This window comes from Rhodospirillaceae bacterium (genome assembly GCA_040219235.1).
GTDB lineage: Bacteria > Pseudomonadota > Alphaproteobacteria > Rhodospirillales > Rhodospirillaceae > WLXB01.
Window position 1 is genome coordinate 95,011 of sequence record JAVJSV010000002.1, and the last position, 21,333, is coordinate 116,343.

At 49.1% G+C, this 21,333-nt stretch carries 19 protein-coding genes and 1 pseudogene; 8 read left to right on the forward strand and 12 right to left on the reverse strand.

What is annotated here, in order from left to right:
• Positions 1 to 345 precede the first annotated feature (345 nt).
• The 5 genes from RIC29_00525 to RIC29_00545 form a co-directional block, all read right to left on the reverse strand.
• The gene (locus tag RIC29_00525; GenBank protein MEQ8733380.1) at positions 346 to 687 is read right to left on the reverse strand and encodes a hypothetical protein; all 342 of its coding nucleotides are present in this window, start codon (positions 685 to 687) and stop codon (positions 346 to 348) included.
• Positions 688 to 741: 54 nt separating this feature from the next.
• On the reverse strand, positions 742 to 1,878 hold the full coding sequence (locus tag RIC29_00530) for a class I SAM-dependent methyltransferase (protein MEQ8733381.1): 1,137 nt from the start codon (positions 1,876 to 1,878) through the stop codon (positions 742 to 744).
• Between the two features lie 205 nt (positions 1,879 to 2,083).
• Positions 2,084 to 3,601 carry an ABC transporter substrate-binding protein gene (locus RIC29_00535; protein ID MEQ8733382.1) on the reverse strand — a complete coding sequence of 506 codons (1,518 nt, stop codon included), beginning with the start codon at positions 3,599 to 3,601 and terminating at the stop codon, positions 2,084 to 2,086.
• A 207-nt stretch (positions 3,602 to 3,808) separates the two neighbouring features.
• The gene (locus tag RIC29_00540; protein MEQ8733383.1) at positions 3,809 to 4,582 is read right to left on the reverse strand and encodes an SDR family oxidoreductase; all 774 of its coding nucleotides are present in this window, start codon (positions 4,580 to 4,582) and stop codon (positions 3,809 to 3,811) included.
• Between the two features lie 297 nt (positions 4,583 to 4,879).
• Positions 4,880 to 5,653, reverse strand: a complete 774-nt coding sequence (locus tag RIC29_00545; GenBank protein ID MEQ8733384.1) for an SDR family oxidoreductase — start codon at positions 5,651 to 5,653, stop codon at positions 4,880 to 4,882.
• Positions 5,654 to 6,010: 357 nt separating this feature from the next.
• Here RIC29_00545 and RIC29_00550 point away from each other — a divergent pair, with 357 nt between their 5' ends.
• The 3 genes from RIC29_00550 to RIC29_00560 are packed head-to-tail and all read left to right on the forward strand — an operon-like array spanning position 6,011 to position 8,012.
• Positions 6,011 to 6,652 (forward strand): glutathione S-transferase family protein, encoded by a 642-nt coding sequence (locus RIC29_00550; GenBank protein ID MEQ8733385.1) that lies wholly within the window; start codon positions 6,011 to 6,013, stop codon positions 6,650 to 6,652.
• A gap of 26 nt (positions 6,653 to 6,678) precedes the next feature.
• Positions 6,679 to 7,725, forward strand: a complete 1,047-nt coding sequence (locus RIC29_00555; GenBank protein ID MEQ8733386.1) for a class I SAM-dependent methyltransferase — start codon at positions 6,679 to 6,681, stop codon at positions 7,723 to 7,725.
• 35 nt (positions 7,726 to 7,760) lie between these two features.
• Positions 7,761 to 8,012 carry a hypothetical protein gene (locus RIC29_00560; protein ID MEQ8733387.1) on the forward strand — a complete coding sequence of 84 codons (252 nt, stop codon included), beginning with the start codon at positions 7,761 to 7,763 and terminating at the stop codon, positions 8,010 to 8,012.
• An 85-nt stretch (positions 8,013 to 8,097) separates the two neighbouring features.
• Here RIC29_00560 and RIC29_00565 read toward each other — a convergent pair whose 3' ends face one another.
• The 4 genes from RIC29_00565 to RIC29_00580 all read right to left on the reverse strand — a co-directional run bounded on the left by RIC29_00565 (position 8,098) and on the right by RIC29_00580 (position 12,625).
• Positions 8,098 to 9,273: an MFS transporter gene (locus tag RIC29_00565; protein ID MEQ8733388.1), complete on the reverse strand. Its 1,176-nt coding sequence runs from the start codon at positions 9,271 to 9,273 to the stop codon at positions 8,098 to 8,100.
• A gap of 127 nt (positions 9,274 to 9,400) precedes the next feature.
• Positions 9,401 to 11,119: a CocE/NonD family hydrolase gene (locus tag RIC29_00570; GenBank protein MEQ8733389.1), complete on the reverse strand. Its 1,719-nt coding sequence runs from the start codon at positions 11,117 to 11,119 to the stop codon at positions 9,401 to 9,403.
• A 114-nt stretch (positions 11,120 to 11,233) separates the two neighbouring features.
• Positions 11,234 to 12,025, reverse strand: coding sequence for an alpha/beta fold hydrolase (locus RIC29_00575; GenBank protein MEQ8733390.1), 792 nt, complete (start codon positions 12,023 to 12,025; stop codon positions 11,234 to 11,236).
• A gap of 45 nt (positions 12,026 to 12,070) precedes the next feature.
• Positions 12,071 to 12,625 (reverse strand): cupin domain-containing protein, encoded by a 555-nt coding sequence (locus RIC29_00580; protein ID MEQ8733391.1) that lies wholly within the window; start codon positions 12,623 to 12,625, stop codon positions 12,071 to 12,073.
• Between the two features lie 327 nt (positions 12,626 to 12,952).
• Here RIC29_00580 and RIC29_00585 point away from each other — a divergent pair, with 327 nt between their 5' ends.
• Both RIC29_00585 and RIC29_00590 read left to right on the forward strand, forming a co-directional pair.
• Positions 12,953 to 13,339 carry a cupin domain-containing protein gene (locus RIC29_00585; GenBank protein MEQ8733392.1) on the forward strand — a complete coding sequence of 129 codons (387 nt, stop codon included), beginning with the start codon at positions 12,953 to 12,955 and terminating at the stop codon, positions 13,337 to 13,339.
• 84 nt (positions 13,340 to 13,423) lie between these two features.
• A complete protein-coding gene (locus RIC29_00590; protein MEQ8733393.1) occupies positions 13,424 to 14,203 on the forward strand; it encodes a helix-turn-helix domain-containing protein in 780 nt (259 codons plus the stop codon).
• 30 nt (positions 14,204 to 14,233) lie between these two features.
• Here RIC29_00590 and RIC29_00595 read toward each other — a convergent pair whose 3' ends face one another.
• Complete coding sequence (locus RIC29_00595) at positions 14,234 to 15,466, reverse strand: malonyl-CoA decarboxylase family protein (GenBank protein ID MEQ8733394.1); 1,233 nt, start codon at positions 15,464 to 15,466, stop codon at positions 14,234 to 14,236.
• Between the two features lie 231 nt (positions 15,467 to 15,697).
• Positions 15,698 to 16,395, reverse strand: a pseudogene (locus tag RIC29_00600) (IS6 family transposase).
• Positions 16,396 to 16,584: 189 nt separating this feature from the next.
• Here RIC29_00600 and RIC29_00605 point away from each other — a divergent pair.
• The gene (locus RIC29_00605) at positions 16,585 to 16,758 is read left to right on the forward strand and encodes a hypothetical protein (GenBank protein MEQ8733395.1); all 174 of its coding nucleotides are present in this window, start codon (positions 16,585 to 16,587) and stop codon (positions 16,756 to 16,758) included.
• 88 nt (positions 16,759 to 16,846) lie between these two features.
• Positions 16,847 to 17,764, forward strand: a complete 918-nt coding sequence (locus RIC29_00610; GenBank protein MEQ8733396.1) for a DUF1838 family protein — start codon at positions 16,847 to 16,849, stop codon at positions 17,762 to 17,764.
• Between the two features lie 161 nt (positions 17,765 to 17,925).
• Here the strand turns inward: RIC29_00610 and RIC29_00615 are convergent, their stop codons facing one another.
• The gene (locus RIC29_00615; GenBank protein MEQ8733397.1) at positions 17,926 to 19,644 is read right to left on the reverse strand and encodes an amidase family protein; all 1,719 of its coding nucleotides are present in this window, start codon (positions 19,642 to 19,644) and stop codon (positions 17,926 to 17,928) included.
• Between the two features lie 340 nt (positions 19,645 to 19,984).
• On the opposite strand from RIC29_00615, the gene RIC29_00620 reads away from it, so the two are divergent.
• On the forward strand, positions 19,985 to 21,052 hold the full coding sequence (locus tag RIC29_00620; GenBank protein MEQ8733398.1) for a hypothetical protein: 1,068 nt from the start codon (positions 19,985 to 19,987) through the stop codon (positions 21,050 to 21,052).
• Positions 21,053 to 21,333 lie beyond the last annotated feature (281 nt).

Consider the following 21,333-nt stretch of genomic DNA (forward strand, 5'->3'; position numbering starts at 1 on the left):
ATGTCTGTTCTTATTTGCGATAAGAAAGCAGGCGGTCAAATGCTTTTGGCACTAATTAAAATATGACTGAAAAGAATGGAAGCAGCCACTTTGAGGCTGCTATAGATGTGTTGCGCCTCATACGAATGCAATCATGACACTGCTCAAGATGGAAACGCTTAAGACTTTGTAAATGTTTGAGTAACGGAACGTAGTAAGCTTGCTTTTGATTTCTATTTTTCTGACCGCCGCAACATGCGCTGGAACGCCGAGTCCTTCCGGGTGAATATGTGGCATCACATTAGAACAGCGCTGATACGCAAAACTCTTAGAGGTAAACCAAAAACGTTTGTCCTACGCTGATCTCTATTTTTCGAACTTACGGTCTGTAGCCATAGTTTTCCCACCCGTATTATTCAAATCTTGGAAAACACGGTTGATAAAGGCATCGCGCTGCTTCTGCCATTTCTCATTCTTTTCTTCAGAGGGCATGTAGGTCTCAATCATATCTTCTGTTACCCCCTTGTCCTCTAGAACGGCCTCCAGGACATTGATACGGCGCTTATTGCTCCACACCTCTGTAGCCAAAGCAATCAAAGTAGTAACGACATTATCGAGTACCACATTCCCAAGAAAAACGGCCTCGTTGACGTCAGCTGGGAAATAATCCGACGTATACGTCGGGCGGTCATATTTTTTCTTGCTCATTGCACACCTTTATTGAGTTATATCTTGTTGCTAGGTTATTCAGGCGAACTGGCTTTATGCCGCTTTCACACCTAGTAAATTACCACCTGGCATACCGGCAATGCGTGCGGGGCCATCTTGAATTTCAAAGCCTGCATCTCGCATTGCGCCAGTGTAGTCCATATCAATATAGTCAAGTGCCCACGCTTCATGGTTCCAGCGCGTGTGCCACCACAGCTGGACTTTCATTCCAGCTGATAATTTAGGAGCTGGTGTACTCGTATTGATGTCGTTGGGGTAATAGATACCGCCCGGTCGCAATACTCTGTAGGCTTCCTTAAGGATCGCGCGCGTGCCTTCTTCAGCTGCTTCATGATGCAAAATATATGATGTAACGATGTCGAAGTAACCGTCCGGAAATTTAGTGTCTTCTGCGGGCCTCTGCCTGAAATTCACTTCAATGCCAAGGTCCACGGCACGTTTGTGAGCGTAGCGCACCATTGGTCCACCGACATCGACGCCCCAAACCTCGGCGTCAGGAAAACGTTCTTTCAAAGCGACCGCATGCTGACCAATCGTGCAGCCGAGATCAAGAATTCGCCGCACTTTACCATCTTCAGGCACAGGCACCTGCTTAGCGTATTTCTCATGAACCGCATCTTGATAGTTAGTGCCTCGATAAAAATTATTTGATCCATAGTGGAAAATATAGCCGCCAAATGGATCGCCCACGTAGCCACCAGGCATTATATGGACTTCATGCTTACAATAGTCGGGGATATCCAAGTCTGGGTTGAGTTCTAATTTGCCAGGACCGATATTGTCAGCCGCCTCCAACTCGTCAAAATACGTGTCTGCATTATTGTGGCACTCATCGTAAAAGTTCTGCCATGTCATTTTATGGCAACTTAACCATGTGCGTGCACTCATGCCCACTATCGGATCACCGTCCACCAATTCAGCGACTTCCTTAAATGACAGATCTTCTTCTGAATCTATACCTTTCTCCTTCAGAATTTCATCAACGCGGACATTCGCAACAGGAAAAGTTTCCCGTGCTGTCCACGTGCGGAAGCCAGTCAAGAAGTCGTCACGGCTTTCCAAATCAAGTTCGGGCAATCGTCTATGACGGCCAATGGCACCTCTGGACTGAAAGTAGTTACCGCGTGATTTTTTAGGTGCAACGCCATCGTTTTTGACTGATGATTCCATTTCTACATTCTCTCCTATAAACTTTTAACGCTAGCCCCAATTGGCGACGAAAATTCCGTCTTTTAGCAAACTTACTTCGCTAATTATTTCCGACACCGTGAGGTTTAAACTCGCCGAAACTTGCCTGTATCTTTTTGCCCGCACTACACTAGCCAAAGCCTCTTGAGCAGCGCTCCCCAAAGCGATGGCACTACCTGCAACCCCATTAATTCAACTCCACATTCATACGATGGAAATAAATTTGATCTGTAGTAGCGGCAAAACTTTTTACAGTTGGCGCAACTGCGAACACGCTTGAATATTGGACCAGCAGTATTGTAGGGGCGAGCTCATGCATTTCCTGCATAATAGATTCCAGCGACTCTCGGCGCTGGTTCTCATCGACCAGCCGCCCGCTATCAATTATTCTCTTTGTTAATTCTGGGTCGCAAAACCACGGCATTGGATTCAGACATGAGGCGTTTTCAATTGTTCGACTGACATCCCCCAGGTAGTAATTGGACAAACCTGTGGAGAACGCATCGATATCGCCCCAATCTCCAGATGCTTGGCGCCGCATAAGATCTGACATTATAATTGGGCGCAGTTCCACATTGACGCCCACCGCCGCCAAGTCCTGAGACATAACTTGGTATACTAAGCTGTCTCCAGGCACTTGGCCCGGGGCGACGGCAATCTTAAGGTCAAATCCTTGCGGGTACCCTGCGTCGGCCATTAAGGCACGCGCTCTAATCGGATCATACGAATACGGGTCAACATCCACCAGATGCCCAATCAGCCCCGCCGTGGCAATCTGCTCCGCAACTCTCAGTTTCCCACCCAACAGGTTATTTGAAATACTTTTCTTATCTATAGCGTAGTTCAACGCATGACGAACCCGCTGGTCCTTTAAAGCAGGGTTTGAGCCGTCCGCTACGCGCAAAGCCACCGCCATATTAATGGGCTCTGGCTCCACAATGACTCGAAAGCCGTCCGCCTCTAAAACTTCAATCGCGTCCGGGTCTATACCTGCTGCTATGTCTACTGAGTCTGACAAGATCGCCTGCAGACGCGTAACAGCATCTGGAAATGTATCAATTATCACACGCTCAATTTGAGCCGATCTACGCCAGGAGCTCGGAACCGCTATTAGATCGACGGAACGACCACTCTTGCGCCAGCCCTCAACTTGGAACGACCCTGTGCCGACCGGTGACATTGCAAACTCAAGGCGAGAGACATTATCCAGAGCTTTGCTAGGAATTATCTTCAAGCGCGCCAGCTTTCGCATCAACAGACCATCGGGCTCGCTGGTCTCAATTTCAACCGTCAACGGATCGATAGCGATCACTTTGTCAATCGTGCCCGCCTCTCTTTTGACCCCAACCGTCGCGTCATCGGTATTTGCAATCAACAATAAGCTGTAGACAACGTCATCTGCGTCAAATGTGGAATTATCACTAAAAACCACCCCTTCTCTTAACTTGATCCGCCAGCGTGTGTCACTTAAAGGCATCCAATCTGTCGCCAGTGCTGGCTCCAGGGCACCATTCCGCCCAATGGAGGTCAACCCGTCAAATATGGACGGTATGATGCTATTGGCAGCATCAAACATTAAGGGATCAGCGAAGTTCCTTGGTGCAACGGCAGATGCAACACGAACTGTAGGCACTTGAGCCATAACCGAAGGTACGCTCAAGACAACAAATACAAGAGCAAGAAACAAGGTGCGGATATGGTTCATTTCATCCTTGAGGCAGATAGTGAGAATTCGTCAACAGACCGCCTCATAATTGTGGTTATATTGTAAAGACCATCATCAATAAGGTGTACTCAAAACTGGGCCTTGGGGTCGCCAATGTCTAATATAGATTTTGCTTGGTATTATAGCTTTTCTCTATACAGACTTTGACGCCCGCACGGCTACGACAACAGTAGCCGGAGCAACCTTCTATAACGCCCTGTTCTGCCCGCCATCCACCTCAATTATTGAGCCTTGGCAGTAACCCGATGCTGGCGAAAGAAGGAAAGCGACCACTTTGCTATGCTCTTCTGGGGTGCCTAGCCTTGCAATACCTAGCCGTTCCGTGGCGCGCTTTATCCCGGCTTCTTCAGTAATACCGTCTGCATCCGCCCTATCTCTTATTGTCTGCAGAGTGGAATCCGCCGCGATGAGCCCAGGGCTAACGCCATTCACTCTCACGCCCTCCTTGATGCCAATTTGGGCAAGAGACTTCGTGATACTAAATAGTGCCGCGTTAAAAGATCCGCCAATTATTGCGGCAGGAAAAGCCAAGCGTCCTGCGACACCTAAAACATTGACTATCGTACCTTTGCTTTTCACCAACTCTGGCCAGCACGCTCTAGAGCACCTAACGGTCGCCATATATTTGAGTGCAAACGCGTCTTCCCAGGCGCTATCAGGCAAATCTACAAAGGACCCTCTTTCAGAATGGCCGGCATTGTTTACCAGTCCATCAATGCGGCCAAAACGGTCGAGTGCAGCCGCTACGACCGCTTTAACCTTATCACCGTCCCGCAAATCTGCTGTTACCGCCAAATAGTTTTCAGGATCTGTTGCAGCCAGCTCCTCCAATTTTTCAGTGGACCTAGCAGTAAGCACTACCCGAGCACCCTCGCTTCGTAGATACGTTGCGATGTCCCGCCCCAGCCCCTGGCTTGCGCCAGTAACAATAATAACCCGACCGTCTAATTGCAAATCCATCGCCTAGAATCTCTCCATCATTGAACCAGCCGACAAGTAAACCCTATCGGTCTTTTGGATCTCTTACCTGTTGTACTTTTAAGCATTGAGCACGCAGTTTTCATCTGCGCTCCAGCCCCACACCAGCGACTGACTATATTGGCAATGCTGGAGTTCTCTACGATAGTTTGTCGTCAATCTTCGACAGTCGAACTTTGTGCAGCTCGCAAATTTAGTGCTGCTCGACAACAAATTAGTGTTGCCAAGCAAAATAGTATGGGTCTTCACACTTCCATATAGTGCCGCTGAAAAGGCCTGCTATAGCGCCCTATTCTGCCCGCCATCGACCTCAACGATAGCTCCTTGGCAATAGCCCGATGATGGCGAAAGAAGGAAAGCGACCACTTTGCTGAACTCCTCTGGAGTCCCTAGCCGTGCAATACCCAGCCGTTCCGTGGCGCGTTTCAAAGCGGCGTCTTCAGTAATACCATCTTTACTCGCGTACTTCTTTAAATCTCCTAAGGTTGACTCTGCCGCAATAAGGCCTGGGCTTGCGCCGTTCACTCTAACGCCCTCCTTGATGCCAATTTGGCCAAGAGATTTCGTGACACTAAACAGGGCAGCGTTAAAAGACCCGCCGATTATAGCGGCAGGAAAAGCCAAGCGTCCTGCAACACCTAGAACATTGACTATCGCACCATTGTTTTTGACCAACTCTGGCCAGCACGCCCGGGAGAACCTGACGGTCGCCATATATTTGAGTGTAAACGCATCTTCCCAAGCGCTATCAGGCAAGTCTGCGAAAGCCCCTCTTTGCCAGTTTCCGGCGTTGTTTACCAATCCATCTATGCGGCCAAAACGGTCTATTGCCGCTTTTACGACTGCATTGATTTTATCGCCATCACGTAAATCTGCAGGAACTGCCAAATAGTTTTCAGGGTCTGTTGCGGCCAGTTCCTCCAATTTTTCAGTGGACCTAGCAGTTATTACTACTCGGGCCCCCTCACTCCGCAAATACATTGCGATGTTCCGTCCTAGCCCCTGGCTTGAGCCAGTTACGATCACAACCCGGCCATCTAACTGTAAATCCATACCTTTATGTTCCCCTCAATATAGATCTGGCAGACAAGCAAACCGTCGTGGTCTTTGAATCGCCATCCTCTTGAACGAAAGCAATGAATACGTAGTGATTATTTGCGCTCAGGCTCGACAGTTAAGGCCGACTATATTGGCTACGAGCGAATTTTCTTCGGTAGTTTGTCACCAGAATTCGACAGCCGATTTTTGCGCGACTGCCACATTGAACGCCTGGCGACAACAGACTACCGATGTCGAAACGGACTAAGGATCACGAAGAAGTACCAACGATAAAAGCGCTTTGCGATGTCATTTTCGCGATCTGGAAATGCGGCCCCTATACTCATTGTTTAATTTATCGGGAGACTTGAAATGAATACAATATATGGATTTGCAATGTCACCCTACACATCAAGAGTGATATTGGCTTGCCGGGCTGGCGATATCCCTTACGAGCTCACACCTCCACCAGGGGGATTGAAGTCTGACGAGTTTCTACCCATGAGTCCCTTTGGCAAAATCCCTGTTTACAAGGACGAAGAAGTAACTCTCTGTGAATCAGTTGTTATTTTAGACTACTTAGACGAACGATATGACGTTACCGCAAGCGCTAAGAGCTCAGCAGCGACAAGAGCAAAAAGCCAACTTTACGTAGCTTATGCCGACTTATACTTGCAGCCAGCGATCAGCGCTCTTTTTCGGCTTTGGGTAGGTGGCGACCGGAGCAAAGAAACTGCATCGGAGTTGAGCAAGGATGTCATTAAATCCCTAAAAGTATTCGACGAAGACGAGCACTTTACTGATCGGAGCCTTGAGGTTCTAAGCAAAGCCGACTTTTGTGTTGCTCCTGCGCTGACATTCATGGAGCAGTTATATCAACGCTTTGAACTACCTAATCCATTGCCAGAATTTACAAGAGTTGCTCAGTACTGGGAGAGGTTATCATCGCACCCAATAGTCGGCGGGCATCTTGAAGTCGTAAACGAACTGCTAACCAAACGTTTAGATGGATAGAGCTTGGCCACATTTAGGAGATACTTATGTCATTAGATATTTTGCAACGTGGGCGGGCTAAGCTAAGTTTTATTTGTTCAGTAGGCATAGAACGAGCACGCACACGCTCAGCCGTTTACGGCGAGGTGAAAGAGGCTGTTGATAACGGTGAAAGTCTACCCGAGGACCTGGATGAGCGAGCGGCAAAAATTGAAGGCCTGCTGAGAAATTCTGACAACTACGCCAACTACTTAGCCGTTCATAAATGGCACCTTCGCAACACAACTCAAGCTGCTTTTGATGCCTTTGAGGAAAACAACTCCGCTCTTATCGAAGAACTTGATAAAGGTCTTGATGGAGACACGGTGTTAACCGTCGACGAGAATCTGGTACATCCGGAGTATTGGAAGCACGATTTTCACGCCACCACTGGCGGCTATGATGGACATGAATATATGGGATTTATTCATGGTGAACTCATTCACAAGTGGATTGTGGATGCAGCATATGGCGGGGCCATGTTCGCGCAACGTTTCGATGCAACCGGAGAGACCCCAAAAAGGGAGTACCGCAGAATTCTGGATATGGGATGCGGCACAGGCTACTTCACGCTTGCTCTGTCACAAAGGTTCCCTGACGCCGAAGTACATGGGTTGGATTGCTCAAGACGAATGCTGGAGTATGCCTGCAGGGTGGGGAACAGAGAAGGGCAGGCCTGGCAGCTGCATCATGGCTTGAATGAGAAGTCCGGCTTTCCAGATGGACACTTTGACCTCGTAACCTCTTACATACTTCTGCATGAACTTCCAGTTGAGGCGATGAACGCAACATTCAGGGAAGTATTCAGAATTCTAGAACCAGGTGGCGACTTTATGATGTCAGACGCAACGCGGTACGAAGCGATGGACCCCATCGCTGTTTGGCAGCAGGACACTAACGCCGTTCGAGAGATCGAACCGTACTGGCGCGAGACCGCATCTTTGGACTTTGCCGAAGTGGCATCTGCCGCAGGATTCGAAAACGTCGAAAGCTATGGTACTGGGCCGGGTAAATACCCCTGGATTGTGCGCGGAACCAAGCCCGCTGACGCATAAGTATTGTTAGCTTAACGAGGAAGACGAGTAGAAAAATGGAAAACAGCTCAGACGCATACATTCGCGACCGACTAGAGACCATTACAGAGGCATATTTTTCTCTGGCATCCGAAGTATGGGTTGTTCTGGACCGTCTCTATTGTATGGAGGAAGCTCTTAAAATATCTGGCATCGACATTAGCAAAGATATTGAAACGCTCACTCCAGATGGGGAATACAAAGAAAAATTAGATCAAAAAAGAACAGAGTTTGTGTCAGGTGTATTTAAGGCACTCGAGAGAAATTAGATTAGGCTCAAACTAAGCTTCCAAACCCGTTTTCCCTAACTCAAATTGAAGCGATTAGAAGCTTGGGAGATTCTCAAGATGCTTCTTACTTATGCGAACACACGTATCTGTATGCTACTCCGCAGAGCGGAAGAGCTATTGATGCGCTAATAAAAATCGGGGTGAGAATTCCGTGATCAGCCAAATTACTTGCTGCCGCCATGCCCAGAGACTGACCAACAAACAAAACACACGCAAACAACGATATTCCAAGTGGCCGGAATGTTGGAATTAATTCGGACGCCCTAATCTGAAACGTACTGTGAAGTAGGTAACCGCCGATCCCCACTAAGAGTAAAGATGGAACAACCACTACTAACATGCTGTGCGCAAATAGCAGGGATACAAACCCTATGCTCACAATCATACAACTAATGGTGACAATAGTATTCTCGTTTAGTTTTACTGAAACTTGCCGTGCAATTAGGGCGTAAATCAAACCGCCCACCCCGAAAGCTGCGGCCATAAAGCCAGCAACTTCAGGTTTCAACCCATAGGTTAGCACCAAGTATGTTGGTAGAAAGCCAACGGCTCCAAAAAGAAAAACACCTTCCAAGAAGGTCAGTAGCAGAATGAGAGGATTATTCATCCGCTTTAGGAGTGTTGTCACTTTAAATTTCGCTGTGGAGACTCCCGGTGTTTGATGCGTCTCCAATTGAAAACTAATATGCATTTTGTAGGCAAGCATCAAAGAGATTGCGGACATAGCTACGAATAGGTAACGCCAAAGATCCGGAATTGAGGCCGCAGCCCCACCTAAACTGGCACCAAGTATTCCACCTGAAATAGTTCCAAATAGCAGTTTAGCCAGGGGAAGCCTCCGGTTGTTATACTCGAAGGTATTGCCGACCCAAGCGATAGATAGGGGTACGATAGGAGCTGCCGCAAGGCCCCACATCGCTCTAAGGACTATTAGGCTTTCAACGTTCGGGGCGAATGCACATGATAAAGTCAGCACAAAGCATACGAAGGTCATTCTGGAGACGATTTTCGGTATGTTACGACCAGACGCAAGTTTCCACGTTATTAATTGCGCGAAACCGTACGTAAGAGTGAAAACGTAAGCGCTCGCCGAGGACAGGGATAGCGATACCGAGAATTGGTTAGCGATACTCGGAACTAAGGGGTCACAGACACGCATACTCATCATCGTGAGAAAGCTAGCGACCGCCATTAGCATTACAGGTTTCTGCGCCTGCGCGTCGTCCTTTATAATATCCATTGAACTCATAGAGTTACTTCGCTCTTAGATCCGAAACTCGATTAAGCTTGTGCACAAATAGGAGCGCTAGCCCCTACCAGGATTTCTCTATCTTTTAAGCGCCATAAAGCTAGTTCGGATAATTTCGCTAGGCCTGCAAAGGAGGAATGTGCCCCCCAGACATGTAAGTTCCGATCCGATTACCTCGGGTGATAGGTAGCAGTAGGTGTGACGGATGGTCTGCGTCATGCAGAATAGTCACTCGACTAGCACTAGACCTAGCCAAGTGGCCGACCCCCACCGCATGCAAAGCTGTCTCAGGCTTCTCGTCGTCAGCGCACTTGATGGTTAGAGAAATTCGCTCGCCTTCTTTAAGCAAAATGCCGTAAGGCCGAATTTCGATATTGAATTCGTAAGCGCGGCCTGGCTCTAAATATTCCCGGCTTTGATGGGTGTGATAGGGTTGCCAAGGTTTTGATTTTTCTTCATCACGCTTACGTTGAGAACCTCTCAGCCACCCTCTCGTTAAACGCTTGCGCTCACCGTCTGCTGAAATGTGAAATAGACTCACAAACCAAAGGCACTCAGTGTTAGTTGTTGAAGCCCATAGATTTAAAGCGATTGGACCACATATCTCAGTATTTTCCCTGATTGGAGGGGAAGTAAATTCGACTTCGCCTCGCTTGTATGGCGAGTCTTCAAAAGCGGTCGATGTCTCGGCGGGCCAGAATTCGTGCTCACTCAGCAAGCCATTTTCGTGTAAGTAAAATGGTGTCCATCGTGTTTCGGGGAACGGCCATGCATCACCACTTTTCCATTCACCGCTCCCTTCAATAAACACATTTACCAGCGCTTCTTCTTCCCAGCCGACAGCGGTGTCCTTTAGCCAATGATCAAACCACCTAAGGGATTCATAGGCATACTGATAAATAGGACGGTCTAGATAAGCGGCAGGCCCGATCGTTAACCTCTTTGGGCCGCTCCAGTCAGCCCAACTTCTTACATCACCTGGAAGATGCAAACCGTACATACCCCAGCATCCGCCAAAGTATCCAGCAACTTCTGTCTCAGCTTGAGGGTCCACAGACATCTCCCTGAAGAGATCGCAGTCAAACTGATTTATAATAAAGCTGACAATAAACGGATTCCGCCCACTGCGTGCGTTTTTAAGCACATCAACAAGAAACGGCACTGCGCAAATCTCTTCGTCAGCCAGAGCACGCGCGACTGCTTCGTCGTACGCCTTGTCTCCCATAGCTTCCAGTAGCGGGTTTTCAATGCGTGGATTATCAAACTTGGCGACCCAATGCTGTAGAAAACGCCAAGCCATAATACCACCATGACAATGGCGATCCCTGTAGATATCCGTAACAGCAAACGGAGCAAATATTGCCTTTAATGCTGGTGGGTTTTGTGCGGCCACAAGCTTTGCGACAACTGAGAAAAAGGAAGCACCAAACATACCAACGTTTCCATTGGACCATGGCTGCTTCGACAACCAATCAATAGCATCACAAATATCTTGGATAGCCGCTGGTGAGACGTACTCGAAAGCCCCTCCCGACTTACCTGTCCCCCTAATATTGGCTACAACATGTACATAACCTCGACGAACATAAAAATTCGGATCACCCATCTCGATGTGACCACGCGTCAAGCTCATAGCTTCAGGATGGAGGTACTCAGAGACAAGTTGATCAGCTTGCCGATAGGCGTGCACCCCAAGAATGACAGGGAACTGGCCTGATTCACTTGGTCGAAATACTTCGCAATCCAACGTAAATCCAGCACTAACGGGAATGCTAATATTTTTTTCGTGTATTACGCTGTATTGGCGGGTCGAGGTTTCCCAATCTATCGAGTACATGTTTTATGCCCACCTAATAATTATAAAAAAAAACGACAATTGCTAGGATTCTATGCCACCTACGTGTTCCGATGGTCGCCACGAATTATTGAGAAATCCTGAGTGCGAAAAATCCTATTGCTTAAGAAAGCCGAGAACTCTCTTGGCGAAATCTTCCGCCTCAACTATGGGTGCGAAATGCCCCCCTCTTTCGAGGGTTTCCCATTGCGCTGAATTAATTTTCTGCGCGAGTTCGGCCGAAAGATGCAGAGGCGTCAGCACATCGTCTCGAGCTGAGATTACTAACGTAGGACAGGTTATTTCCCCAATTCTGGCGCGCCTATCAAAGGCCCTGAGAGCCGCTAAACGTCTCTCCAAAATGTGTACGGGAATGTTTGGATTACTGAGCGCTTTAGACTCTCGAGAGGCAAGTGTCGCCTCATTCTCCGAAATCCAATACGAAGGCCATAAATATAGGTTTGATGCTTTGGTGTACGTCTCCAGCCCATTCACCCTCAACAGTTCCTGCCTAATCTCAAAACATCTTTGGAAATAGGCGTCATAGCCAGCCCACGTGGCACTTAGAGTTAAGGTTTTGACCCGGCTCGAAAAGTCCTGGGCGGCGATCTGCCCCATTGCCCCCCCCGTTGAGTGTCCAATGAAGTGACAGGCCTCAATGCCGAGGGCATCCAGCAACTGGATCGCGTCCAATGTCATCTTGTCTACAGTGTACTCAACATCAGATTTCGTACTTTTGCCACAACCGCGATGATCGAAGGTAGTGACTTGAAAGAATTCAGCAAAGTAAGGCTTTACCTTATCCCAAAAGTCAGCCGTCCCCCCTAGGCCCGAAGCAAACAATAACGGTTCACCCGTGCCAGCTTGCTCATAGTAAATTTCAGCATCACCGATGCTCGCATAAGGCATACTTTTTCTATCTTTTCAAAATTGGACTTGCAGATAAAAACTCAGTTAACTTGCTTCAGTACCAAGCGAGCGTTCAATCTCATATACATCTTCAGGCCTATCAAATGGATCCGGCGCCCCCTCTCCGTCTTGCACTTTTCGACCGATCTGTTCAAAAAAGTTTTCTAAGCCCCCCGGCGAGATAACCCACAACATGGTTAAGTCCTCGCCTTTATCTGCAAAAATTTCATGCTCCACATCAAGTCCTAGAAAACATGAAGTGCCGGACTGTAGCGGGTGCGTCTCACCATTGACGTAAACGCTTCCCTTTCCCCTAAAACAAATTTGCAACTCCACTTGCGCGGGATGTGAGTGCCGCCTCACGCGACCTCCATTAGCGATGGTTTGATATCCCATTGAAAAGCCTTGGTAGTGTATAGCTTCCATAGGCAGCATCGCCTCAGAAAAGCCATTAGCTGGCACGGGTTGCCAGTACTTAATTCCATCGCCAGGTTGAGTAACAACACCGTGGCCACGCGTGTCTCCCATAGGCGCGGTCATTCTATCGCCAGGTTGAGTTACAACAGCCTTCTGACCCGCATCTTCCTTAGGACTAGTCATAAGAATAATTCCAGCTCAATTTCTTTCAATTTGGATAGTGCAGGGATTAAGCAAGCGCACCCAATATATTGGCAAAGTTCGGCAGGCGAGTTGCAGCACTTGAAGACTGTACGGATTATCAAAAACACGGAGAATGACGTGGTCTTTTTTAGTGAAATATCATGCTGGCTTGCATAACTTGGACGCAGAAATATGAACCACATTCGCAGGGTCGTAACAGGGCACGACGACAATAATCAATCCGTCGTCATTTCTGACGGCACACCACCACGAAGTCTACAGCGACCATCAGGACTAACTACGACTTTGCTCTGGTCAAGCACAGAGATGCCTATTGCTGCCAGCGATGACGATAAAGACATGGGCGATTTAGATTACGGCATCCCACCTTCACCGTCGGGGACTATCTTTCGGATTTTAGAGTTTCCACCAGAAAATTTGAACCCAAGCCCTTCATATGATTATCTGAAAGAAGATGGTGCGCACTCCCAGGCAGAAAAGCCTCATCCAGGAATGCATGAAACAGAAACGGTGGACTATGCCGTTGTTATTAGTGGCCGGATAACTTTGATTTTGGATGCGGAAGAAGTCGATCTAAAGGCAGGAGATGTTGTGATACAACGTCTAACCAATCATGCTTGGTCCAATCGCGGCACAGAATCTTGCAGAATAGCCTTTGTTCTTGTTGATGCGCAGCCCAGATCAGGTAAATAGGATTCAGTTGAAAGAACCATATGATGTGCAACAATTGGAACACGTTACAATCATACTATACTAGACAATCCATTAGGGTCTATCATGGACAACGATCTTCCGGTCCGGTCTGTTTCCAGGGCCATTGAATTATTACAGTACATAAATCGCGAAGATGGCCCCACCCTACTCCAACTTCAACATCTCTCAGGCCTACCTTACCCGACAGTTGGTAGGCTCGTAAAAAGTTTGGCCTTGATAGGTCTGGTGGAAGCAACCCCCAGCACCAAGCGATACTACCCAACTGGTTTGGTGCTCACGCTATCTTCTGGCTTCCAAGAGGATGACCAACTTGCTGAATCTGCTAGCCCCGTTTTGTCAGAACTTACAAGAACCCTCAATTGGCCAACTAGCTTAGCAATCCGAGTTGGCGGCAGAATGATGATCAAGCAGTCAACTCACAGAGAAACGAGCCTAGTCTTATCGCATTATAACGCCGGCTTTACCTTGCCATTGACCGAGTGCGCATCTGGACTAGCTTATCTAGCATTTTGCAATGAAGACGAAAGAGATACAATCCTAGCTGGTCTGAAAGATCACCATCCCGCATCTAGTACAAAAGGCACTGCTCTAGCCAAGAGGATCGACAGTCTAGAAAAGATTCGTGACCTGGGCTACGCGACCTTTGATAGAACGATGCTATCAAGAGAACCTGGCAAAACTTCAAGCATTGCCGTACCTGTACTAGTTAACGACGTAGCCGTTGCTGCTGTTGCACTGGTCTTTTTTGCTAGCGCAATGAAAATGAGTGAAGCAATTGAGAAGTACGTAACAAGACTGCAAGAGGCCGCCAATGAGATCGGTCGCCTATCGCAAGAATCTTAGATTTCCCGAAACCTGTGCAGAATGGTTTAGTCAATCACCATCGGCTCTTATAGCTCTGGAAGTGGAAATTTGACCATACTTTAAGAGTCTAAGGTGGTTACGCTCCATATACTCTAGGTCATAGAGATAGTTGACCATCACGCCGAATGAACTTTTTTGGCCAGCTGTCGACAAATTAGCATCTAAACAAATTCTTTCGAGCCGTGCACCATTGTGTAGATGAAAACGTGCGACCGGGTCTAATACCTCGCCCTTACCGTTTTTTGCATTGGTTAAATACTCAGCCGCTAATGAGACTAGATTTTTTGTGTCGTGGGTATCGGAGTTTTTGCCCATTTTCCGCACCCAAGCTGCAAAACCTGGCATGGGCGATAATGTTACAAACTTTTTCAGTTGCGGCAGCTCTTGACGCATTTGTGCGACAACGCTTTTGATCAAAGTATTGCCAAAGGAAATACCATGCAGTCCAGCTTGACAACTGGATATTGAATAAAAAACTGCGTGCGTTGATTCGTTTTCTACTGTTGTAGTCCTTTCTTCGGACAACAAAGGCTCAATTGATGCGGGCATGTCACAAGTTAACGCTACTTCAACGAAGATAAGAGGGTCATTAGGAATACGTGGATGAAAGAAAGCGTAGCTCCGTCTATCTGGAGGCTCAACTCGGAGGCGAAGGGCTTCCCAACTTGTAATAGCGTGGACGGCTTCATATTGAATCAGCTTCCCAAGAATTGAGGCTGGCGAATCCCAATCTAGTTTTCGTAACTCCAAGAAACCAGGGTTAAACCAGGAAGAGAATATGCGCGAAAAGTCAGTGTCTAAAGCTTCAAAGTATGCACTTTCTGACCCTAGCTCGAGAAGGTCTCCACGCATTCTGATTAGTCGACGCGTGGCGTCCTCCCCATGATTAAGTCGCCGGATTAAAATCTGCCGCCGAGATTCTGTCGCAAGATGAAGGATTTGTAGATTTCTCTCAGATTCACTCTGTTGATAATTTTTTAGGGCGGCGTCGATCGAATCGTTGTCTGGACGATAAAATTCTGAACTCAGTGACAAATAGAATTCTTGTTTCTCATCAGGTAGACATTCAGCGTAGAGGGACAAAATTTGATCTGCTAAGATCGCACCTGATTTTTCGCCCCAAGATGACACCAAACGCTCACAAAGTTTTGTCATAGTCTCGACCCGCGACGTCTCTTGTGACAGCCCTAGTATCCGCAAAACATCTAAAAGACTTTGACGCATTACATCTGTGAATTTCACAAGCTTGCCTTTGGATTCAGTTCCTACACGTAACAGCGTTTTAGCCGTTCAAACCTAAGCATTTATGCAGAGGGAGAGTGCCTGTGTCTCTGTACTAGTCACCAAAACTCGACTACCGAGTTGTCCCTCCGGCAGTGTCAGAGGAAAATGGCTTGAGCTGCCGGTCTACGCCTCTTAGGGTACTGTCAGATTAACGCAGACAACCCAATAAGATGCCAAAACCCTAGTCGTTCAGGCAGCTAGGTTTAGCCATTCGCGCAGAGCAGCTGCACGATTAGTTTTGAAGGTATTGGCGTTATTTAGATGTCGGCCTTGATTGAAGTGATTGTGAATCGAAGCGTGAATGGAGACAAATTTCTGAAGCGATTTGGTGCTCCTGAATTTTGCCATCCCTCGCTCTCGTCGTAGAAACGGCTGATGTGAGTTTTCAGCCCGATTGTTGAGCCATTGACCAGTTAATTGGCGATGATCAATACCTAACTCCTTCATTGCAGCGCGATATGACCCAAGCTTATCGGTGACCATAACTTTTGGGCTTCTGTACTTTTTCATTATTTTGCGCAAAAACTGAAGCGCTGCCTTCCGATCTCTTTTCTTGGTGACAAAAGACTCCAGGACTTCGCCTTCGTGATCTACGGCACGCCATAAATAAAAATTCCGGCCACCTATCTTCACAAAAACCTCGTCTAGGTGCCACCGCCATTGAGTATGGGATGTAATCTGAGCAGAACGCTTCTTTCGTACCTCAGCCGCAAACAAAGGGCCAAACCTGTTCACCTGTAACGGATCGTCTCATAACTGATATCGACCCCCCGTTCATGGAGGAGGTCTTCGACTTGCCGCAAAGAAAGAGGAAAACGCACATACATCATCACGGCTAACTTGATGATCTCAGGCGAAGTCTTGAAGTATTTGAATGGATTTTTCATCCGAGGACGCTACGAGCCTCTAACCGGCGGCTCAAGCCATTTTCTTCTGACACTGCCTGTGGCAGGCTGCCGACGATGATCGAGAAATTAATGAGGAAGAACTATTGCGCATAAAACGTAACTGCGCGTTCGTTACAACACTAGCGAAGCGAGCAGCAACGCGAGTGATCGAAGCGATGGGCGCCGGGCATGTCCGACGACAATCCCGCTCATACATCGTTTTCAGACACATTGGCTGGTGGGGCTCATCGAGCGCTCCAGTGGGATATTAACGGTACTCTCTGGGGCAAGCAATTATTTGGCCTAAATGATAACAAGTCCGAGCTCGAACGCCGCACCGATGCTGCAAATAACCGACAGTAAATAATTCATACACAAGTGCTTCAGAAAACAAAGCGTTTGTCATGAAACACACAAGTTACTAGATCAATGGACCGTGAAAGGATTAATAATGGACAAGTTGAACATCACCCGGCGTGAGTCAATGACGCTCGGAGGAGGAATGCTCGGCGGCTCAATAATGGGCGGAATGATGCTAGGCGGCGCTTCACCAGCTTCGGCAGCATCTATTGATTTAGATAAGCCAGGGGTCCGTGCGCGCACTCGCGCTAAAATCATGGGCTCGACTGCGGCGGAAGACGTGCACACCTTTATGCGCATCCACTTCTACGCCTATCCTCATGAGGGTAACCTTATTCCTCTCTATACCATGAACAATCTCAACATCCGCCGGTGGGATCCTCAGCCTGACGGCTCATTCAAAGTAAAGGTCTTTGAGTGCGGTACGCTGTCGAAATTCGATACGGAAGAACCTCTGGATTACTGGGACAATCCAATCACCGGCGAACGGATTAAGGCCCATCACTTCCGCGGCGGACCGCTGAGTTTGACGATCGCCAAGGACGGTTCGATTTCCACCGGAGCCGAAGCCACAGTCAAGCCGGAACCACTGAACTATCAGTTCATCGACGACAGTGTCTTTATGCTCCAGGCATCTGCCTTTTCCTACCCTAATCCGTTTCAGCCCGACGAATGGCCCAAAGAGTCTTCCGGTGCGGAAGCGTTTTGGGATTCACATTACATTTATATGGCTAAAGTCAATGAAGTGACGAACCCGGACATTTCTCAAGCACCAGCCTATATACAGTTACAAAATATGACATCATGGTCACCATGGCTGCGCATGGGGCAAACACCGGGGCGCTCTTGGGGGCGTGGCTTCGGTAAAAAGATCGCTGGTGTAGATGACATTCCAACATTCGCCCGGGCCGACCTTGAACGGCGTCATCCGCAGATCTTTAATCTCGACTCCTGGACGGAGCTAGTTGACGAGTGGGGTGATTACAAAATGGAAAATTCGCCTGATTAAAATAAAGACGTTAAACAAAGAACGACATCTAGATAACGCTAGAAACTTCAAGGCAGATCGTGCAGTTGCGCTGCGCGATTGTTGTGAGATATTTGCTTCTTATACTGGAGCTAGGTTGCGCTGGAGCGGATCACCGAAGCAGTGATCCTCGCCAATGCCGCCTAACGTGGCAAGGCCAGCCCTTCACGGTATCCGAGCTCGGGCGGCACACGACGCTGGGTCGCCCGCTCGAACGCATAGGCCAGCGCCAGCAAGCGCGGCTCGCTACAGGCCGTGCCACTGAACGTGATGCCAAGCGGTGCGGGCTTGGGCTCGAACCCGTCTGGGAAACCGCCGCCGTTGGCGACCAAGCCGAACGGCACGGTGACGGACGGATAGCCCGCCTTGGCCAGAAAACTGGTGCTGCGGCGACCTGTGAAAATCACCGCGTCGAGGCCGTGTTTTTCGAGCGCTGCGTCCAGGCCCTCGGCCCCTGCGAGACGAAGATCATCTGCGCGGTCCTGTTCATAACGGGCGCGATCTTCCGCCAATGTAGGATCCATCTCATCTGAAATGTCCATAGAGCCTTGACCGTAGCGCAGCGTGCCGAGGTTTTCGTTGTCAATATTCCACTGCCGCATCTCCGTGAGAGTCGCAACGGGAGCCGCTGGTCCGAGACTGGCCAGCCAGTCGTTGATGTCCCGCTTAAAGCCGTATTTGAGCACCACCGAGCACTCATCGTCCTCGCCTTTGAACAGCGGGCCGGGTGAACACGACCCGCGAACCAGGACATTATCCTCCCACGCTTCGGCTATGGCACTCGGAATATCAGCAGGATCAACCACCGTGGCACCAAGTTCACGTAGGACCGCGACAGCCTCGTTCATCATCGCTACTTGATCCTCCGGTAGGCCACCGCTGGGTTCATCCGCCCGCGGCAACTTGTGGGGCTCGACAAACCAGGCGCGGGGCACACCGATGCGGGCGCCCTTGAGCGCGCCTTTGTCTAAGAATGGCGTGTAATCGCGTCCCGGCGGTGGATCGCACACGCCGGTGGCAGGGTCATTGGGGTCGGGGGTGGCACTTTCCATCGCCCCGAGCATGATGGCAGCATCCGTGACGGTGCGCGCCATCGGCCCAGCAGTGTCATGATCGTACGCCACGGGGATCACGCCCCAGCGGCTCACCCGTCCGACCGTCGGTTTGACGGCGGCCAGCATATTTGCGGAGGCTGGCTCAATGATGGATGTGGTCGTTTCCGTGCCCACATTGGCGGCCCAGAAGCTAGCCGCGGTGCCGCCACCCGACGACGAACTGCCCGTTGGTAAAACGCCGCGACCGTCGTTAAACGGCGGACGCGGTTCGCGACGGATATCATATGGATTAAAGGCGTGACCGCCGATAGCGGAGTAATTGTTGGCCATGCCGAGGACCATCCAATTGGCCATTTCCGTTAGCACGGTTTTGGCAAGGATGATCGCCCCGGCTTCGCGCAGGTTGGCCACCAGGGTGGCATCGTAAGGCGGGAAGAAGCCTTCCAGCGCCAAGGTCCCGGCCGTCGTTGGCATATCGATGGTGTGGATGTTGTCCTTTATCGCGATAGGAATGCCGTGCAGCGGCCCCCTAACCTGGCCAGCCTTGCGTTCGGCATCGCGTTCATCGGCAACTTCCAGTGCGGCGTGATTGACCGCGAGGCTCGCGTTGATTTCGTTCTCGTACTTACCCATGCGGACGAGATATTGGGTGGTCAATTCGCGCGAGGTGATCCGACCTTCTTCCAGCGCGACCTGCATCTGCGGAATAGTGGCTTCGACGACGGAGAAATCTTCGGCATGGGGTGATGCGCATGCAAGCGTGACGCAAATGACGGCAACAGTTGCAAAGATTTTGGCGAGTGCCATAGCACACTCCGGACCAGGAAAAGTAAAATGATAATCCTTATAATACGTGACGTAGACCGCAACCTCAAGGCGGCGGCACATGACGTTTACCTTACTGCCAGTATTTCGCCCTTCTCCTCGTCTGCGTTCTGGTAGCGGTGTCAACGCTGGAGCAAAAACACGCCTTACATTAAATGGTGTTGTCATCTAGATCAGGTATTCGAAAAATTGGCGGGTAAACTTGCTGCCTTTGACGTGCGGCAGACCAGAAATGTGAAGTATTGGGGTGTCCCTTCTCTTTACCTCATCCGCAAGCTCCCATGGACTTTTTTGTTTTCTCGGTTTCTGGCAGTCTACGTAAATGGCTGATCATTTATTACTTCATCAAGCTGTGTCGCAGATCGGGCATAAACTTGGCACTGACTGGCGTGATATTCAGCCGGATCGCAAAGATCGCAACTACCTTGCTTGGGAGATGTCTCGTGATGTCTGGCGTCATGTTTTGCACGGAATTAAATCTGGGCATCTTCTCGCGTTCATAGAGTCAGATATTGGCCGGACGCCAATTCCTCGCACTACTTGGCCAGCTATTCCTTCCACGTCGGACATCAAAAGAAAAACCTTCGCCTCTTTGTTTGAAAGCACCGCGCTGTCATTAGATTACAACACCTCTGCTGGAACTTATCTTGATTCAAAGAACGTTACTCACGACGGGTTCATCAAAATTGATCAGCAAACGCTTCAGTCATTCAAAGCTTTTTTCAAACCCGAACCCTATGCAGAAACGCTTTCCACAACGTGGAGAGACATTGGCCTAAAGGGAGACCTTCCTGCGTTAGCGCTGCGCGACCTTCTCGAAGAATGGTCTAAGACAGAAAGTGATGTTGAACTCAAACCCATGCGTCGCTCGATCATTTCTGCTCTCGAACAGTCACCGCAGCGGTTACCAAGACGGCAGAAGTGGCTGACACCGCATGGTGTTTTTCGGAGCGACGGCTATCTGGTCACACCAAGCCACATTAAAACTATGTTTCAATGCACTGGAGCACAGGATGACGACTTGGAGGTACATTGGTCGGGCTCGTGGATCATCGGACGTGAATGGTTGCGGACTTATTGTAGCGAAGACCAAGCTAATCGACCGTTCCCAGTATTTTGGACAAACCCCACTCCCAGCCCTCCGATCCTTATAGAACTCAAAAAACGTCCTTCTCCGCTTAAAGATCGGAAGAGCAGTGATATTGAAGAACGCAATAAGGTGTGGCTCACAAATGCCAAGGCGTTAAGAAAGCGACACCCAACTTGGACAAAGTCTAATATTTGCCGCCAACTGGCAAAGGACGATGGAAACGATGATAAGCAGGAATCAATTCGCCGGGAGCTTCATCGAATTGACCCCAATTGGGACAAAAAAGTTGGGCAGAGTTAAGCAGCGTCGCTAGCTTGCCCAACACATTATCTAAATAATTCAGTCACTTAATCCTGATTCACACCGAAGCTGGGCATAGTTTGATGTGCCCGGCTTCTTGCCGCTCCATAAGCCCAATTCATTCGTCACTGTAATTGGGACCTCCTCGTGAGCTCTGGCAAAACTACTGATCATCAAAGGCAGAGTGCGCGCTCAGGTCATGGGGCGCTTCGTCAACCGCCGCAGCACCCCCAACCCAATACCTTGACCGCGTTAGCCCGACTACTCGCCAGGTCAGCTGC

Bases quoted from the DNA above. Each gene is read 5' to 3' on its own strand.
- RIC29_00525 (MEQ8733380.1), bottom strand. From the start codon at position 687: ATGAGCAAGAAAAAATATGACCGCCCGACGTATACGTCGGATTATTTC.
- RIC29_00545 (MEQ8733384.1), bottom strand. From the start codon at position 5,653: ATGGATTTACAGTTAGATGGCCGGGTTGTGATCGTAACTGGCTCAAGC.
- RIC29_00615 (MEQ8733397.1), bottom strand. From the start codon at position 19,644: ATGGCACTCGCCAAAATCTTTGCAACTGTTGCCGTCATTTGCGTCACG.
- RIC29_00565 (MEQ8733388.1), bottom strand. From the start codon at position 9,273: ATGGATATTATAAAGGACGACGCGCAGGCGCAGAAACCTGTAATGCTA.
- RIC29_00555 (MEQ8733386.1), top strand. From the start codon at position 6,679: ATGTCATTAGATATTTTGCAACGTGGGCGGGCTAAGCTAAGTTTTATT.
- RIC29_00605 (MEQ8733395.1), top strand. From the start codon at position 16,585: ATGTCCGACGACAATCCCGCTCATACATCGTTTTCAGACACATTGGCT.
- RIC29_00560 (MEQ8733387.1), top strand. From the start codon at position 7,761: ATGGAAAACAGCTCAGACGCATACATTCGCGACCGACTAGAGACCATT.
- RIC29_00585 (MEQ8733392.1), top strand. From the start codon at position 12,953: ATGCCTATTGCTGCCAGCGATGACGATAAAGACATGGGCGATTTAGAT.
- RIC29_00610 (MEQ8733396.1), top strand. From the start codon at position 16,847: ATGGACAAGTTGAACATCACCCGGCGTGAGTCAATGACGCTCGGAGGA.
- RIC29_00570 (MEQ8733389.1), bottom strand. From the start codon at position 11,119: ATGTACTCGATAGATTGGGAAACCTCGACCCGCCAATACAGCGTAATA.
- RIC29_00575 (MEQ8733390.1), bottom strand. From the start codon at position 12,025: ATGCCTTATGCGAGCATCGGTGATGCTGAAATTTACTATGAGCAAGCT.
- RIC29_00530 (MEQ8733381.1), bottom strand. From the start codon at position 1,878: ATGGAATCATCAGTCAAAAACGATGGCGTTGCACCTAAAAAATCACGC.
- RIC29_00540 (MEQ8733383.1), bottom strand. From the start codon at position 4,582: ATGGATTTGCAATTAGACGGTCGGGTTATTATTGTTACTGGCGCAAGC.
- RIC29_00620 (MEQ8733398.1), top strand. From the start codon at position 19,985: ATGGCTGATCATTTATTACTTCATCAAGCTGTGTCGCAGATCGGGCAT.
- RIC29_00550 (MEQ8733385.1), top strand. From the start codon at position 6,011: ATGAATACAATATATGGATTTGCAATGTCACCCTACACATCAAGAGTG.
- RIC29_00590 (MEQ8733393.1), top strand. From the start codon at position 13,424: ATGGACAACGATCTTCCGGTCCGGTCTGTTTCCAGGGCCATTGAATTA.
- RIC29_00580 (MEQ8733391.1), bottom strand. From the start codon at position 12,625: ATGACTAGTCCTAAGGAAGATGCGGGTCAGAAGGCTGTTGTAACTCAA.
- RIC29_00535 (MEQ8733382.1), bottom strand. From the start codon at position 3,601: ATGAACCATATCCGCACCTTGTTTCTTGCTCTTGTATTTGTTGTCTTG.